This window comes from Methylocystis sp. (genome assembly GCF_046349115.1).
GTDB lineage: Bacteria > Pseudomonadota > Alphaproteobacteria > Rhizobiales > Beijerinckiaceae > Methylocystis.
Genome location: NZ_JAXMCX010000006.1, coordinates 53446 through 69565, shown reverse-complemented (window position 1 = coordinate 69565; position 16120 = coordinate 53446). Strand labels below are relative to the sequence as shown.

Here is a 16120-nt window from a genome sequence, read left to right as displayed (position 1 = left end):
CAGTCACGCCATTTTGGCGCGCGGATCGTAAGGCTGGGCGTCCCGCCATTCGCGCATTCGCGCGTCGAGATCGCCGGACGCCTGTTCCGGCAGCATGATTTTCAACGAAACATAGAGATCGCCGGCGATCTTGCCCTCCGCCGCGGGCAGTCCCTTGCCGCGCAGCCGCAGCACCCGCCCGCCGTTGGAGTGCGGGGGAATCGTCAGCTCCACCTTGCCGTCGAGGGTCGGCGTTTCGATGCGTCCGCCGAGGGCGGCCTCATAAACGGTCACCGGCAGGTCGAGCCGCAAATCGCGGCCGTCCAGCTTGAAATAGGGATGCGGCGCGACTTTCACGGTGACGATGGCGTCGCCGGGTTCGCCGCCCATGGCGCCGGGCTGGCCCTGGCCGCGCAGGCGAATCTGCTGGCCGTCCTCGATTCCCGCGGGGATTTTCACTTCGAGCGTGCGCCCGCTCGGCAGAATGACCCGCGCCGATCCGCCATGGGCGACGGTTTCGAGCGGCGCGGTGGCGGTGGCGACGACGTCGTCGCCGCGCGTCGGCTGCGCCGCGCCGCGCCGCCGGCCGCCGGCACCGAAGAGGTCGGCGAAGAGGTCGGAAGGATCGAAGCCTGCGCGCCCGCCCGGCGCTTCATTGCCGAAATGAAATTCGTAATGCTGATCGCCGCCGGGCGCGCCGCCGCCCGTGCGCCAGCCGCGGGTGAAGCCGCCGGGACCCGCGCCGGCGCCTGCGCCGAAACCTTCGAAGCCGGTGAAGCGGGGCTTGCCGTCCGGACCGATCTCGCCCTTGTCGAATTGCGCCTTCTTCGTCTCATCCCCGACGATTTCATAGGCCGAATTGATTTCGGCGAAGCGCTCCTTGGCTTTCGCGTCGTCCTTGTTGCGGTCGGGATGGAATTTCTTGGCGAGCTGGCGATAGGCCTTCTTGATTTCGGCGGGGCTCGCCGTTTTGGCCACGCCGAGAACGTCGTATGGATCGCGCATAATTTTCCAGTGAGCCCATGAAAGCGTCCGCCCGTCGCGGCGCAGACGCGTATGTCCGCCTTACTATTTGGGAGAAGCCCGGCCGCAACGCAAGCGGCGAAGGTCGCGGCGCGGCGCGGCTAACGCGGGCGCGAGGCGAAAAAAGCCGCAAAACGCTCGCGGGCTTCCGGCGAGGTCAGCGCTTTCGCGAAGAGCGCCGCTTCCGCGTCGATCCGCGCCAGAATCTCCTTTGGGTCGCCGCGCATCAGCCGACGGGCGGCGCGAAGCGCCTCGGCCGGCTTCTCCGCCAGGCGACGCGCCGCCGCCATCGCGACGTCGAGCGCCGCTTCAGCCGGCGCGAGCTGGTTGACGAGGCCGAGCCGCAGCGCCGCCTCGCCGTCGAAGCCCTCGCCGAGCAGCAGATATTGGGACGCCCGCGCCATGCCGAAGCGCATCGGAACCAAGAGGCTCGCGCCGCCTTCCGGCGGCAGCGCGAGGTCGATGAACGGCATTTTGAAGCGGGCGTCAGGGCTCGCATAGACGAGGTCACAATGAAAGAGCAGGGTGGCGCCGACGCCGACCGCGTCGCCGGTCACGGCGGCGACGAGCGGCTTGTCGAAACTCGCCGCCGCACGAATGAAAGTCAGCGCCGGAAAGGTTTCGGCGCTCGCCGCGAAGTCGCGAAAATCGGCAAGATCATTGCCGGAGGTGAAATTTCCGCCGGCGCCGGCGAAGACGACGGCGCGCACGGCGTCGTCGCCGGCCGCCGCGTCGAGCGCCGCGATCAGCGCCCGATACATTTCGCGGTCGAGGGCGTTCTTCTTTTCTGGACGATTCATCAGTAGCCGAAGGACGCCGTAATCTCTGGAAACAATGATCTTTTCGGACATCGAGCCTCCGCGTCGGATTGGAGCGAGGACAAGCGGCGGACGGCCGGCGCGGGCGCGTCGCGTGGGTTCTACCTTGGAAGAATGCGAAACGATCATCGGCGACTTGCGTGCGCCCTACAAGCGGCTAGATTTCGGCGTTATGAAGTCTGCAGGGGCTGGAGCGCGGCGCTCCAATCCGACTTTGAGCAGCAGGGACATGTCCGTCATGAACCTCCGCGAAGACGCCAATCGCCATCTCGACCATCCGCCGGCTCGCGGCCAGAGCTTCGTCTACGCGGCCGAGCAGCGGCTCACGAAGCGCTTGGCTGAAGGCGCGCCGCGCTGGATCGCGCCGGCGCATCTGTCGCTGATCGGCGCGGGCGGCGCGGCTCTCGCGGCTGCGGCGCTGGTCGGCTGCGATGCATGGCCTGAATTGGTCTGGGTCGTGCCGCCGGCGATGGCGGTCAATTGGTACGGGCTCACGGCGGATCTTCCGCTGGCGCGGTCGCGCGGCGACGAAAGTCCAGGCGCGGGAATGGCGCATCACGTCGCCGAGCTCTTCTCGCACATCACGCTGATTATCGCCTATGGCTTCTCGCCGTTCCTGACGCTGCGCGCCGCGGCGGCGGTGCTCGTCTGTTACCTGCTGTTTTCGTCCTACGCCTATATCCGCGCCGCCACCCGGCACGTTCAGCAAATGGCTTACATCGGTCTGGGCGTGACGGAGTTCCGTATCCTCGTGGCGTTCTGGCCTTTCGCGGCGATAGCGCTCGGCGTTCCGGAGAGTCTGCACGACCATTTGCCGGCGATCGACGTCGCCGTTATCGGCCTCGCGCTGGTGGCGGTTTTGGGCCTTTTCGGAAAATTATTGAAGGACGGTCGCAGCATCGCCGCCGCTTCGGCGGCCGCGGCGTCCAATCAGAAAAAATAACAAGTCTTCGCGAAAGCTCAAATGCGCCTTCGGGCGTGAGCGCGGGGAACCTTATTAAGGCGCGCGCATTGTTATTCCATGCGCGTAACCGTGACGACGGCGCTTATTGGAATTCTACTTGGCGCCGGCGGGGCGGGCGACAGCGCGCGCGCCGGCTCCCTCGCGATTTCGGGCGCCGACGCGAGCGCCGCCGAATCCGACGCCCGCTCGGCCTGGGCGCTGAGAGTCGAAGCGGCGAGACAACGCTACCAGACCTTCGCAGCGCGCGCCGCGTCGGAGTTTCGCGCGCGACAGCCGGCGCGCATCGACGCGGCGCTCCCGGTGGCGCGCTTTGCAGGCGCCCTCGACGACCCGACGCTTCGATACAATGATCTGGTGGTGACCGCCGACGGCGTTTTCGCCTTTCGCGGGTCGGAAGCGGTCCGCCATAGCGAGGCGGATTTCGAGCGCCTGCCCGAGGCGCGCGTTCGCGCGCTGTCGCTGCGGATCTACGGCCAAACTAATTGAAAATGGACCGATTCTCCTGGACGGATTAGCCCCCCACGGGCTTTAGTAATTTTTTTAGCATCCTTCAGAAATCGGTGGTATTTCCGCCATAACGCCGGCATATTGCCTTCGCCTGTACAGTTACAATAGCGTGTCTCCCTGCGCAGGATTCGAAACTAGGCGCCGAGGGCGCGATTTGGAGCGACTTTGACGATCGCCACACCCCTCCGGCTCTGCCTTGCACTTGCTCTCGGATTGCCGACCGCAGGCTGCGCGATCTTTCCCGCGGCCGGTCCGAGCGGCAAGGACATCGTCGAGGACGTGAGGCCGAGTCTGACCGGCGGCGAGCCGAGCTACGCGCTTGTCGAGATCGATCAAAACTCCCTCGCCAGCCTCGCCCGACGGGCGCCGCCAACATTGCGCGGCTTTTTCGGCGATTACCGGCCGGCCGGGGGTCAAACCATCGGCGTCGGCGACTCGATCCAAATAACGGTTTGGGAGGCGGCTTCGGGCGGATTGTTTTCGGCGTCCGGCGATCGGATGAGCCCCGGTTCCCGATCGGCGGCGATTCCGGATCAGGTCGTCGGACGAGACGGTTCGGTCACCGTGCCTTACGCAGGCCGTATCCAGGTCGCCGGGCGCACCCAGCAGGAAGTCGAAAACGCGATCGTCGAGCGGCTTCGCGGCAAGGCGATCGAGCCTCAGGCCGTCGTCAATATCACCCGCAATATCACCAACACCGTTACGGTGACCGGCGAAGTCGCCAATGGCGCCCGCGTCCCTCTCAGCCTGCACGGCGACCGGGTCATGGACGTGATCGCGTCGGCGGGAGGCTATCGTTCGCCGGTTCACGAAACCTTCGTGACCCTGACTCGCGGCGACCGCACCGCGCGAGCGCCCATTCAGGCGCTGCTCGCCAATCCTCGCGAGGACATTTATCTCCGGGCGGGGGACATTTTGACCATCGAGCGCACGCCGCCGACCTTTACGGTCATGGGCGCGACCGGTGCGAACGCCGTCCTGCCCTTTGACGCGCGCGGCCTCACGCTTGAGGAAGCAATCGGCAGGGCGGGCGGCCTGACGGATTCTCAGGCCGACCCCGACGGCGTGTTCGTGTTGCGCTATGAGCCGGCGAGCCTCGTCCGCGAATTTCCCAATGTCGCGCCGAGCCTGCTCGAACGCGGCCCGGTGCCCGTCGCCTACCACCTCAATCTGCGCGAGCCTGCGGCCCTGTTCGCGGCGCGGCGCTTCTCGATTCGCGACAAGGACATCCTCTACGTCAGCAACGCGCCGCTCGTCGACATCACCAGGGTTGTGCAGCTCTTTCAGACGGTCAGTCAGCCGGCGGTTCAGGGCGCCTTGGTCAGCCGCTATCTTAAGTGAGGCATAGAGGTTGGCTTGTGCTGTATCCGAATCGGCCGCGCCGGACCGGCTAGCGACCGTCGAGAGGGCGACGCCTGACGCCACTGCAAACCGGAACTCGGCGGGTCGTATGGATCGCGATCCGATCATGATGGGGAGTAAGCTCGCGAAATGTCATGGTTTTGCCTGCTTCATATGTCACAGGGTCGAAGCTTGAGCATCGTCATCGGGTTGCGCGGGCATTGACGGGTTGAACGCTTTTTGAGGGACTTGTTATGGCCAAACAGCGGATCAACGAGAGTTTCCTAGCCGTCAAGGAGCGCGCGGCGCTGTTCGCTTTGGTCAAGCGCCTGCCGGACTGGGCGATCCCGGACCACCTGACGGCGATAGGATTGTGCGGCGCCGTTCTCACTCTGATCAGCTTCGTCGCCTGCCTCTGGTCCGACATTTTTCTCATCGGCGTCGTGTTTGGTCTTTTTCTCAATTGGTTTGGCGATTCGCTCGATGGCACTTTGGCGCGCTTCCGTTCGATCGAGCGCCCGCATTATGGCTACTTCATTGATCATTCTTCGGATCTCATTGCCCAGACTTTAATCATCGTCGGCCTCGGCGTGTCGCCCTATTTCACGATCGCGTCCGCGCTGCTGGCGCTCTCGCTTTACCTGCTGATGAGCTCCTACACCTATCTGAGAGTGGTGACCGAGAGCGTGCATCGACTTTCTTACGGCGGCATGGGCGCGACGGAATTTCGCATTCTGGTCGCGTGCTGGGCGCTTTTCGCCGCCTGGTTCGGACCCAGCATCGCGACGGCGCAGGCCTATGGTTTCACGGTGCTCGACATCGTCATTGGCGGCCTTTCCACGCTCACCTTCCTGGGCTTCGTCTTCGTCATCCACAAGGACCTGACGCGGCTGCAGCGCGAGGAGCGCGAAAAAATCCAATCGCTCCCGCCGGAGCCGGCGGGCGACGAGCCGGCGATATTGGACATCGACGAGCCTCGTCTGATGGAATCGGCCACCGGCCTAGGGCGCGGCTGACGAAAAAGGCGCTCGAAGCTCTTGGAATCGATCACGCCGTTCCGCATTTGGACGATCCCGCCCAAACGCAGCGTGATCTAACGGCCGCGGACGATTCTACGGCCCAACTCAACCCCAAGCGGCGCCGTTCTTCATCACATGACGCGCTCCGTCGCTTCCGCTGCATAGGGGGCGAACCGGTTCTGGGGTCTCGTCGAGAACTCCGGCGCTGATTCAGGAATGGGCATGGTTTCCAGCGGAACGGTTCTCGTCACCGGAGCAAGCGGATTCATCGGCGGGGCCGTCGTCAAGCGATTGCGCGCGGAAGGAGCCGGCGTGCGCGTGCTGGTGCGTCGAACGAGCCCGCGCGACAATATTCCCGCAGATTGCGAGGTCCTCGAAGGCGACGTGACCGACCGCGAAAGCGTCCGACGCGCGATGGTCGGCGTCTCGGCGCTTTTTCACCTTGCCGCCGATTATCGCCTCTGGGCGCCCGATCCTGAACCGGTGATGCGCGTCAATGTCGCCGGCACGGAAATCGTCATGCGCGAAGCTCTGCGCGCGGGCGTCGCGCGCGTGGTCCATACGAGCAGCGTCGCGACTCTCGATCCCGACTCGGCGCCCTGCACTGAATCCGACCGGCTCTCGCCCGAACGCGCCGTCGGCGCCTATAAGCTCAGCAAAATCCGGTCGGAGCGGCTGGTCGAACGAATGGTCGCCGAAGAAGGTCTGCCTGCGGTCATTGTTTGCCCGTCGGCGCCGCTCGGCGCGGGCGACGTGCGACCGACGCCCACCGGCAGGATCGTCTGCGAAGCGATGCGCGGCGGCATGCCCGCTTTCGTCGATACCGGGCTGAATATCGTTCATGTAGAGGATGTCGCGCAGGGCCATATCGCCGCGCTGGATGTTGGCAAAATCGGCGAGCGCTATATTCTCGGCGGCGAGAATCTAACCTTGCGGGACCTGCTCATCGAAATTTCCCGCGTCACCGGGCGACCGCCGCCGCGGACGAAATTGCCGCGCTGGCCGCTCATGCCGCTCGCTTACGCCAATGAAATTGTCGCGCGCTTTTCCGGCTCGGAGCCGTTTCTCAATCGCGAAAGTCTGCGACTTTCGGCGAAGCGGATGTTCTTCGACGATTCCAAGGCGCGCCGCGCCCTCGGCTACGATACGCGGCCGACCGCCGACGCCGTCGCCGACGCCGTGCGCTGGTTCGCCGGACGGCGCGGCTAGAATGCGCGGCGTTTCGGCGGAATCGCCCAGTGCGGCGTGATTTGGAATTGGAGCGGGCGCCATGCGGGCTTTGGCGAATAGCTTGCGAGGCGCGGCGCTTGCGGTCGTTCTCCTGACGCAGCCGCTCCTCGCCGCGCAGGACGTTCGCGGCTTTAGCTATTGCGCGCCGCCCTCGCGTCCCGCCTGCGTCGAGACGTCCGTCTCCGCATTGGCGATGGCCGCTTGCGACGAAGACGTGCAGCTCTACAGGCGAATGGTGTTTGGCTATCGGGAATGTCTTGAAAGGGAGATGGAGCGGGCCGTGCGAGAAGCCAATGATGCGATCGAGGCCTGGCGATGTCGTCGCGACAAGACGAAGTGCCGACATTGACTCAGCCGTCCGAAGCGACGCGCCGGCCCGTCATTTATGACGTGACGCGGATCGTTACCCGCGCGCTCAATGCGGCGCCGAACGGGATCGATCGCGTCGACTTCGCGCTCGCTCGCCATTTCCTCGCGCGCGATAATAGCGCGCGCGGAGCGCTGATTTGCACGGCGATCGGGCCCCGGCTTGCCGATCCCGACCTCGCGCTCGAGACGATCGAGGGCGTCGAAACGCTGTGGCGCGAAGACGGCGACGCCGAGGCGGACGACGTCTATCGCAGGGTCGTCGAGGCGCTCGGATCAAAGGGATTTTCAGGCGCTTCGCCGACGCGGGCGAGAAAGACGCCGAATCTCTTGTACCTCGAGCGCAACTGGCGGGCGATGCGCCGTTGGGCCCCGCATCTCGGCCGGCCGCTGCGTCAGGCGCCCGCGGACGCGATTTACTTCAACGTCACGCAATTTCTCGTCGATCGAAGCTGGTATATGCGCTGGCTGGCGACGCGGCCGGATGTAAAGCCGGTCTTCTTCGTCCACGACCTGCTTCCGATCGAGGCGCCGGAGTTTTTTCGCGCTAGGGAAGCGCTGCTGCATCCAAGGCGCGTCAGCAATATTTGCCGCTATGGCGCCGGCGCCGTCGTCGGATCGCAGGCGCTGGCCAGGCGACTGCGCCAATATGCAACGGAAAAGGGAAGGCCGGAACTTCCGATTTGCGTCGCGCGGCTGCCGGTTTCGCCCAGCTTCCTGTCGCCTGCCGAGCCGCCCGAGGCGTTCGGCGGCGTCAATTATTTCGTGGTCTGCGGCACGATCGAGCCGCGAAAGAACCATTTGACGCTGCTAAACGCATGGCGCGCTTTGGCGAGAGATCCCGCGCCGCCAAAACTCGTCATCGTCGGCAAGCGCGGCTGGCTCAATGACGCCGTCGTCGAAATGCTCGAGCGCAGCGTCGTCCTGCGTCCGCATGTCATAGAGGCCGGGGGGCTGTCGACGCCGGGATTGCGCCGATTGCTCGCGGGGGCGAGGGCGCTGTTGATGCCCTCCTTCGCCGAAGGCTTCGGTCTGCCGGTCGCGGAAGCTCTCGCCGCGGGAACGCCGGTCGTCGCCTCGGACATCGAGGCCTTCCGTGAAGTCGGCGGCGACGCGATCGATTACATCGATCCGCTCGACGGGCTGGGATGGCTGCAGGCCGTGCGCGATTACGCCACGCCGAACTCTCCGCGTCGTCGCGCCGCGCTCGAACGCAACACAGGAACCGTCGCCGGCGCAGAGGAATTCTTTGCAAAGATTGACGAGTTCATCGTGCGACTATAAAGCGGCGGTCGGACAAAAGCGTGTAGAGCGCGCTCAATGCGCAAAAGCCGGGTTCCATTTTTTCGCGGCGCGCCCCATAGTAGTCCAACTGATCGGTCGGCCTGGCGCAAGCATCGTTTCAATACTCAAAACCCGCCGTCGGGACAGGACTATTCGGAAAAAGGACTTTCACGTGAGTCTGTGGGATTCGGCTCCCGAAGCCGCGCGCAAGCCGCCAAGCGAGGAAGACTTAGCGGCGCTCGCCAATTTTCGTTACGTGCTGCGCAGATTTCTGGCGTTCAGCGAACAGGTCTCCGCCGACCATGGCGTCACCATGCAATGGTATCAGGCGCTTCTGGTGGTTCGCACCTACCAAGGCGCGAAACACATTAGCGTCGGCGAACTCGCTGAACAGCTGATGATCCGCGACCACAGCGCCGCCGAGCTCGTATCGCGCCTGACGCAGGCGAAGCTCGTCAAGCGAAAGACCGATCCGAACGATCGTCGCCGATCGCTCGTCGTCATCACCCGCGCGGGCGAGCGGCGGCTGTTCGAGCTCGCCGCCGTGCATCTGAAGAAGCTGCGCGAATCGAAAGGAGTCTTTGCGAATCTCTTTCGTACGGCCACGGAGCCATAAGATGTCGCTCCGCTCGGGCAATATCATCCGAATGGAGCAGATTTAATAGCCGGTCATTTCGAGATAGCCTTCTCCCCCATGCGAACCGCTGAAGCGGATCGGTCCCTCCCAATAGGCGGGTTCGGTTCCCATCCAGCTTCTCGGATTAAGCGGCTGGGTTTCTATATCGACGCCGCGACGGCCGATTCGAATACGCCAGCGAATTGGCATGTCGCGATCGGCGATGCGCATCGTCTCCAAAGGTTCGATGGCGATGTCTTCGCGCCGGAGCGGCGACGTCGCGCCATCGACGCCAATCCAATTGCCGAAAAGAAAAGGCGCCGTGACGCTGTGCATCCGATACAGCATCAGCCTGGCGCCGCCGCAAAAATGCAGCGCAAACCAGTCCCAGCCTTTCTGATCGACGCCCAGCGGCTGGCTCGACCATTCGCGATCCATCCAGGCGCGGCCGGAGACTTGCGTTTTGCGGCCATGGATGGAGAGAGAACCCTCCGCCATAAAGAACGGCTGGCTGTAATAATAGGAGGCCTGTCCGGCGTCGGATTTGCGGCTGTAGCCGCCCTCGCCCTGCAAAACGATCGGCCCCGTGGCGGCGAGATCGAGCGCATAGGCGAAATTTCCGTCGCCGGCTGAAACGCGCAGGCGCTCGATCCCGGCGCCGGCGGAATCGTCGCGCGTTTCGAGACGCCAGTCGTCGATAAAAGCGCGAAAAGGCGAGGCCTCGACGCCAGCCTGGCCGATTCCGCCGCGGGCGAATTTTTGCGCGAAGAGATGTTCGCTGGCGCTCGTCGCCGCGGCATGGGCCATCCATAGATTGCGGTCGTCCCAGCCGGCGCGCGCCGCATTCGGCGCCATCGCGAAGCGAAACAGCGTCCATTGGACGCCGTAAGAGGCGCCGTCGGCGCTCGTTAGATTTGCAGTGAGATACCACCATTCGGTGCGAAAATCGGGATGCGCGCCATGGTCTTTGGGAAAGACGAGCGGCGTTCCCGGCTGCGGAAAGGCGAAGCCCGGCGCGTTCGCCCCAAGCCCGCGCAGGTCTTGCGCCAAAGCGCTGGTCGACGCGAGCGCGAGAAGCAGCGCCGATCGCCTCGAAATCCCTGAGCGACCGCGCTCGCGCGAATTTGTCGATGGATCAGCGTTCATTGGAGAAGACTTTGAGCAGTTCGGTCGGCGCGACGCGCGCGAGCCTTAGAACGGGAACGAGCGCGGCAAGAGACGCCGCGCATAGAGCGATGAGAAAAACCATGAGCCATTGCGCCGGAAACATCTGAAACGGCAGTCGCCATCCAAAGGCGGCGACATTGACGATGGCGACGAGGCACCAGGTCATGAACAGGCCGAGCGGCGTCGCGAACAGAGCGGCGACGGCGGCGAAGGCCAAGACCCGCATCAATTCGAGCGCCGCGAGTTTGCGGCGCGTCGCGCCCAGCGCCCACACCGGCGCGACGCGCGCCCGCCGCATGTCGCTCAGCGTCAGCAGGCTCGCGAAAAGCGCGACGCCGGAGACGATCAGCGTCAGCGTGTTCAACGCCGCCGTCACGGCGAAGGTGCGTTCGAAGACTTCTGTCGACAGCGATTTAAGTTCGGATTGATCGATGATGCGCGCGAGCTTGCCATCGAAGCGCCGTTGCATATTGTCGATGACGCGCGCCGTCGCCTCGGGCGCGATGCGCAATCCGTAATGCACGCCGGAAGCGTCGTCGAAATAGCGCTTCAACTTTTCGTGATCGACGCGCAGCTGGCCCTTTGGATTGCCGTAATCGGGGAAGATCGCGACGATGCGCGCGCGCCAATCCTGCGTCGAGGTTGGAATGTCGAGCGTGGCGCCGAGCCCGACGCCGAGCCGGCGCGCCAATTGCTCGCTGACCAGGACGGCGTCCTCGGCATGCAGAGCGCTCCACACGTCGGGCGCCGCTTCCAACAAGGGAAAATGCGCCGCATAGGTTTCATGCGGCGTCATGCCGACGATCTCGACTGGCCATCCGCCGATGCGCGTCTTCGCGCGCCAGAGCGGCAGAATCGCCGAAATGTCCTTTTGCGCGCGCGCCCATGATTCAATATCGCGCGCATCGGCGGGCGTCGCCGCTTCGAAGTAGATTTCGGCGGCAAGGCGCGCATCGAGCCAGCGGATGAAGGTCTGGCGAAAACCCTCGACCATGCCGCCGACGCCGATATTGGCGGCGAGCGCGACGAGCAGCGCCATCAGCGCCAGCGACAGGCCGGAAATTTCCTGTCGCCCGTCGGCGAAAAACCAGCGCGCCAGCGGCCGGCGCGCAAAAGATTCGCCCAACGCCAGGGCGCCCGCGAGCGCGACCGGCAGGAACAGCGCGGCGGCAAGGAGCGAAAAGCCGATGATCGCGAATCCGGATGCGAACCCGTCGCCGAAGCCATAGGCGTAGGCCGCCGCGCCAAGGGCGAGGATCGCGAACGCCGCCTGCCGGCGCAAATAGCGGTGATGCTCGCCCCGCCAGGCGATCGGCCGCGCGACCGAGAGCGGCGGTAGCCGCAAGGTTTTTGCAAAGCCGCTCGCCGCCGCGAGAACGGCGCCCGCTCCAGCCATGACGAGTCCGGAGAGCAGCCAGCGCGAATCGGGCGACAGGTTTTCCGAAATCTGCGCGCCGTAGAGGCTCTCGAGACTTTGCGCGACATCCGGCAGCAGCGCCTGCGCGATCGCATAGCCGCCGATGACGCCCGCGCCGCCCGCGACCAAGGTCAGGACGGCGACCTCGCATGCCATCGCGACGACGAGATGCGGCGGCGCCACGCCGAGCGCGCGCAATGTGCGCAGGGTCGGCAAACGCTGCTCGAAGGCGAGGCCATAGGCGGCATGGACGATGAACAGGCCGACGAGGAAAGCGAGGAAGCCAAAGGCGGTGAGATTGAGATGAAAACTGTCGGTGAGGCGAGAAAGCTCGCTGTCGTCGTCCGCCGCGACCAGCCGAAGCGCATCGCCGGCGATGCGTTTCAGACCCTCCTCATCCATCGCCCCGTCATCGGCGATGATGAGACGCGAGATTTTGCCGGGTCGATCGAGCAGATTCTGGGCGACGCCGATGTCGACGACGATCGCGCCGGGCGGCGCTTCGGTGAGCGCCGAAAGCGGCGGCAATCGGCGTCCGCGCTCGGTTTGCGGCCGCGCGCCTTCGGAAAGATCGAGCCGCCGCAGAGTCCGCGGCGCGGCGAAGGCGCGGCCCTCGCCCGAAAAGAAATCTTCAAGCACATCCGCGCGCTTTCGCTGATGCGCGATCGGCGAACCACGCGGCAGCGACACCGGCTCGAGGCCGATGATGCGAATGTTCTTTTCGCCGATCCGCGCCGCGCCTTCGAGGACCGGTGAAACTGCGACGCCGGCGCGACGCAGCTTCACGAAGAGATCCTGATTGAACAGCCCGCCGCGCGCGGCGACGAGCGTGCGCGCGCCGCCGCCCGAAATCGCCGTCGTCGCGGCGTCGTAGCTCATGCGCGCCTGAGCGTTGAGCGCCTGCACGCCGCTCCACAGCGCCGTCGCGATGGCGAGGCCGGCGACAAGCGTTAGGAGATTCCCCGGGCGTCGCCGCCAATGGCTTAAAAGCGCGGCAAGCGTCCAGAGAGTCTCTCTCATACGACAACCGTTTGAACGGCTCGGATGTCATTCCCGACGCGCAAAGCGCGATCGGGAATCCAGAGCAATGCCAACGTTCTTGGAGTGGCCCTGGATTCCCGGTCAGGCCTGCTGCCTGCCGGGAATGACAAGATCCAAGCGAATGGAATTCGTGTCATCGCGCCGCCAGAACGCCGGCGTCGAGCCGCACGCGCCGCTGCAGCCGGGCGGCGAGTCGCGCGCTGTGCGTCGCCATCAGAAAGGCGCAGCCGGTCGCGGCGACGAGATCGAGCGCGAGCGACATGACCTTATCGCCCGTCGCTTCGTCGAGATTGCCGGTGGGTTCGTCAGCGAGCAGAAGCTTCGGGCGCACCGCGAGCGCGCGGCCAATCGCGACGCGCTGCTGCTGTCCGCCCGAAAGCTCTTCCGGATAGCGCGCGCAGAGTTCCGCCAAGCCCAGACGGTGAGTCAGCTCCTCCTGCCACGCTGCGTCGTAGCGGCCGGCGAGACGCGCCTGAAAGCCCAAGTTCTCGGCGACGGTCAGGCTCGGAATCAAATTGAACTGCTGGAAGACGGTTCCGATTTTCTCTCGTCGGATAGTGGCCCGAGCATGTTCGGACAGAAGCGTCACTTCGACGCCGTCGAGAATGATCACGCCGGAATCGGCGTCGTCGAGCGCGCCGACTAGGTGAAGCAGCGTGCTCTTGCCGCTGCCCGATTCTCCGGTCAGCGCCAGGCTGGCGCCGGCGGCGAGCGTGAAGTCGACGCCGCGCAGCACCGGAATGGCGCCCTGCGGCGTCGAATAGGATTTGCGCAGTCCCTCGACGCGCAATATCGGCGCAGCTTTCGGCGCGGCTTCGAGATGTTGCGGCGTCGGGTGAATCGACAAGCCATGCGCCTTGCTAGACCGGCGAAGGCGGCCGGCGCGCCAAGCCTATATATGGCCGGGCGCGCCGATCGCCCAAACGCCTCTAAAAGGCGAGGCGCAGGCCGCCATAGACCGCTCGACCGGTTCCCGGATAGAAGACGATCGGATTGAGGCCGCGCGCGTCGACGATCGTCGTCACGTCGCTGATGTAATGGCGATTGGTGAGATTGCGCCCCTCGACATAGAAGGACAGGCCGTAGGGCAGCTTCATGCCGGTCTGAACGCCGAGCAGCACATAGCCCGGCGCCTGCAGCGTATGGGCATAGTCGACATAGGCGCCTTGCGGGACCCAGTCGATCTGCGGCGCGAAGTAAAGGCCGTCGGCGGGGCGCCAGTAGGAAAGCGTCGTGCGCAACACGTGGCGCGGAATGCCGGCAAGCGGATTGTCGCCGAAGTCGCGATCGCCGACGAAGCGGAAATCATTCCAGGTCCAGACCTGCGACAGCTTCAGCGAGTCGTCGGAGTCGGACGCGAATATATCGCGCAGCAGTTCCGCGCTCGCGGCGAATTCGACGCCTTGATGCATGGTGCGCTTGGCGTTGAAGGTCGTCGCCGGAACGCCCAGTCCGGGATTGGCCGTGAACTTCAGCAGTTCGTCCTGCAGTTCCGAATGATAGAAGGTGACGTCCCAGGCATAGCGATCCCATTTGCCGCGCGCGCCGAGTTCGCCGGTCCAGGCCTTTTGCGCGGCGAGCGGCGTGAACGGCACGCCGTCGCGCGGCGGCGGAAACACGCCCTGCGTCAAATCGATGAAATCCGGCACGTCGCGGCTTCCGGTCATGTCGGCGAAGAACTGAATGTCCTGCGCCGGTTCGAACATCAGTCCGACCTTTGGGACCGTGCCCTGGTAGACTTTATCGGCCTGTCCCGGAAGCGGCTCGAACGGAATGCCGCCGAGAACCGTATAGCGCCGCGTATCGGCGAAGAGCTTGGCGCCGAACATGAAGATGAGTTCCGGGGTAATGTGCAGGCGATTCTCGAAATAGGCTTCGAAGTTCATCGCCGTCATTCGGTTATTGCGGATGCGCGGATCCAGTCCCGGATTGATGAACAGGCCGCAGAAGCCGAAGCAGGAATTCGCCGCGCCGAATTGCGCGAGACCGTTGAACGTAAAGGGCGGAAAGGAAAACATCGCATTGGCGAAATTCGCCGGAATCGCGCCATAGGGATTGAGCGTCATGCCATTATAATTGTCGTACCATTTGTCGCTCGAAGAGCCGCCCCAGGCGCGACCGCCGAGAATGAGTTCATTGGGATGGCCGTCGACGATGAAATTCGAGGTGAGGCGCGGGGCGAATCCCCAGGTTCCGCCTTCCTGTTCGATGACAACGAAAATCGGATGGTAGAGATAATTGTGAATATACCAGCTGTTGAGATCGATGCGGCCGAATTCGCTTTGAATCGTGGTCTTGTTTGAAATGCGCCAATTCTTGACGTTGCGGGCCTGATTGGCGCCAAAGCCGTCGGAGCCAAAGCCTGCGGGAAACGGCGGCAGCGACAGCTGCGGAGAGTTGCGCGCGTTGAACTCATTGAGTTGCCCCGGCAGCAATTGCCAAGTGTCATAGACGCCGAAATAGAATCGCGATTCGAGATCGTTGGAGAAACGCCAGCCGAGATTGCCGTTAAGCTGGGTGTAATCCGTCGTCGAATGTTTTCTGAAATTGTCGGCGTGGGTGAAGGTTCCGTTGATGAGAAAATCGAAATTGCCGATGATGCGCGACATTTGCGCCTGTCCGCGCACGGTTCCGTAACTGCCGCCGTCGATCGCCACGATGTTTGGCGCAAGCGCGGTATAGGCGGTGGGCGAGATGAAATTGATCGCGCCGCCGAGCGTCGACGAACCATAGGCGAGGGCGTTGCCGCCTTTCAGCACTTCGATGGCGCGGAAATATTTGGGGTCGATCTGATACATGTCGCCGGCGCCGTCGGCGTAATTCATCGGAATGCCGTCCTGCAGCAGCTCCAATCCGCGAAGATGAAAGTCGCGGGTCAGATTGGAGCCGCGGATCGACAGACGCAATTCCTGTCCGTAGCGGCTTTCGACATAGACGCCGGGAACGTCCTTGAGCGCATCGCGCAAATCGTGAACGTAGCGGGTTTGAATCGCGGGCGTATTGGCGTCGACGAAGGCGACCGAGCCGACGTTGCGCATCAGTTCGCGGCGCTGCTCGGCGACCGACGGCACGGTCAGCGATCCGCCGCCGCCACTGCCTCCGCCGGTTTGCGTCGGTGCGGCGGCCGGGGCCGTCCCCGTCGACGGGGCTCGACCGCCGCCGCGACCGATGACGCGCGGCCTGGCGCCGCCGATGTCGATGGTCGGCAGGCCCTGTTGCGCGAGGGCGCCTGAATCCGCGAGCGTAAGAATTAAAGCCGCGGCGGATGCGCCGCGCAGCAAGCCGGTCCGAAACATGGAATCTCTCCTGAGCGGCGTCTCGCCGCGCGATCGTTGTGGGGAAGAATGA

The 16120-nt window shown here is 64.4% G+C and carries 14 protein-coding genes; 8 read left to right on the top strand and 6 right to left on the bottom strand.

The genetic code is table 11. The features are described from left to right. Positions 1-3: 3 nt before the first annotated feature. Together U1E20_RS14685 and U1E20_RS14680 are read right to left on the bottom strand one after the other, a co-directional pair. Complete coding sequence (locus tag U1E20_RS14685; protein ID WP_409981367.1) at positions 4-984, bottom strand: DnaJ C-terminal domain-containing protein; 981 nt, start codon at positions 982-984, stop codon at positions 4-6. A 119-nt stretch (positions 985-1103) separates the two neighbouring features. After that, the gene (locus U1E20_RS14680; protein WP_409981366.1) at positions 1104-1853 is read right to left on the bottom strand and encodes an enoyl-CoA hydratase-related protein; all 750 of its coding nucleotides are present in this window, start codon (positions 1851-1853) and stop codon (positions 1104-1106) included. 205 nt (positions 1854-2058) lie between these two features. Between U1E20_RS14680 and U1E20_RS14675 the strand changes: the two genes are divergently transcribed. The 8 genes from U1E20_RS14675 (at position 2059) to U1E20_RS14640 (ending at position 9147) form a co-directional block, all read left to right on the top strand. Then, positions 2059-2763: a hypothetical protein gene (locus U1E20_RS14675; RefSeq protein ID WP_409981365.1), complete on the top strand. Its 705-nt coding sequence runs from the start codon at positions 2059-2061 to the stop codon at positions 2761-2763. A 78-nt stretch (positions 2764-2841) separates the two neighbouring features. Then, positions 2842-3270, top strand: a complete 429-nt coding sequence (locus U1E20_RS14670) for a hypothetical protein (protein WP_409981364.1) — start codon at positions 2842-2844, stop codon at positions 3268-3270. A gap of 186 nt (positions 3271-3456) precedes the next feature. After that, positions 3457-4632: a polysaccharide biosynthesis/export family protein gene (locus tag U1E20_RS14665; RefSeq protein ID WP_409981363.1), complete on the top strand. Its 1176-nt coding sequence runs from the start codon at positions 3457-3459 to the stop codon at positions 4630-4632. Positions 4633-4886: 254 nt separating this feature from the next. After that, a complete protein-coding gene (locus U1E20_RS14660) occupies positions 4887-5648 on the top strand; it encodes a CDP-alcohol phosphatidyltransferase family protein (RefSeq protein ID WP_409981362.1) in 762 nt (253 codons plus the stop codon). Between the two features lie 225 nt (positions 5649-5873). After that, complete coding sequence (gene hpnA / locus U1E20_RS14655; protein ID WP_409981361.1) at positions 5874-6860, top strand: hopanoid-associated sugar epimerase; 987 nt, start codon at positions 5874-5876, stop codon at positions 6858-6860. 61 nt (positions 6861-6921) lie between these two features. After that, entirely contained in the window at positions 6922-7230 is a 309-nt protein-coding gene (locus U1E20_RS14650; protein WP_409981360.1) for a hypothetical protein, read from the top strand. Beyond that, the gene (locus U1E20_RS14645; RefSeq protein ID WP_409981359.1) at positions 7197-8531 is read left to right on the top strand and encodes a glycosyltransferase family 4 protein; all 1335 of its coding nucleotides are present in this window, start codon (positions 7197-7199) and stop codon (positions 8529-8531) included. Before U1E20_RS14650 ends, U1E20_RS14645 begins: the two co-directional genes overlap by 34 nt. Positions 8532-8703: 172 nt before the next feature. Then, a complete protein-coding gene (locus U1E20_RS14640) occupies positions 8704-9147 on the top strand; it encodes a MarR family winged helix-turn-helix transcriptional regulator (protein ID WP_409981358.1) in 444 nt (147 codons plus the stop codon). Between the two features lie 42 nt (positions 9148-9189). On the opposite strand, the gene U1E20_RS14635 is transcribed toward U1E20_RS14640, so the two are convergent. The 4 genes from U1E20_RS14635 to U1E20_RS14620 form a co-directional block, all read right to left on the bottom strand. After that, positions 9190-10293, bottom strand: coding sequence for a lipocalin-like domain-containing protein (locus tag U1E20_RS14635; protein WP_409981357.1), 1104 nt, complete (start codon positions 10291-10293; stop codon positions 9190-9192). Next, the gene (locus U1E20_RS14630; protein ID WP_409981356.1) at positions 10283-12751 is read right to left on the bottom strand and encodes an FtsX-like permease family protein; all 2469 of its coding nucleotides are present in this window, start codon (positions 12749-12751) and stop codon (positions 10283-10285) included. Before U1E20_RS14630 ends, U1E20_RS14635 begins: the two co-directional genes overlap by 11 nt. Before the next feature lie 154 nt (positions 12752-12905). After that, positions 12906-13619: an ABC transporter ATP-binding protein gene (locus tag U1E20_RS14625; protein ID WP_409981355.1), complete on the bottom strand. Its 714-nt coding sequence runs from the start codon at positions 13617-13619 to the stop codon at positions 12906-12908. Positions 13620-13701: 82 nt separating this feature from the next. Beyond that, complete coding sequence (locus U1E20_RS14620; protein WP_409981354.1) at positions 13702-16068, bottom strand: TonB-dependent receptor family protein; 2367 nt, start codon at positions 16066-16068, stop codon at positions 13702-13704. Positions 16069-16120: the final 52 nt, after the last annotated feature.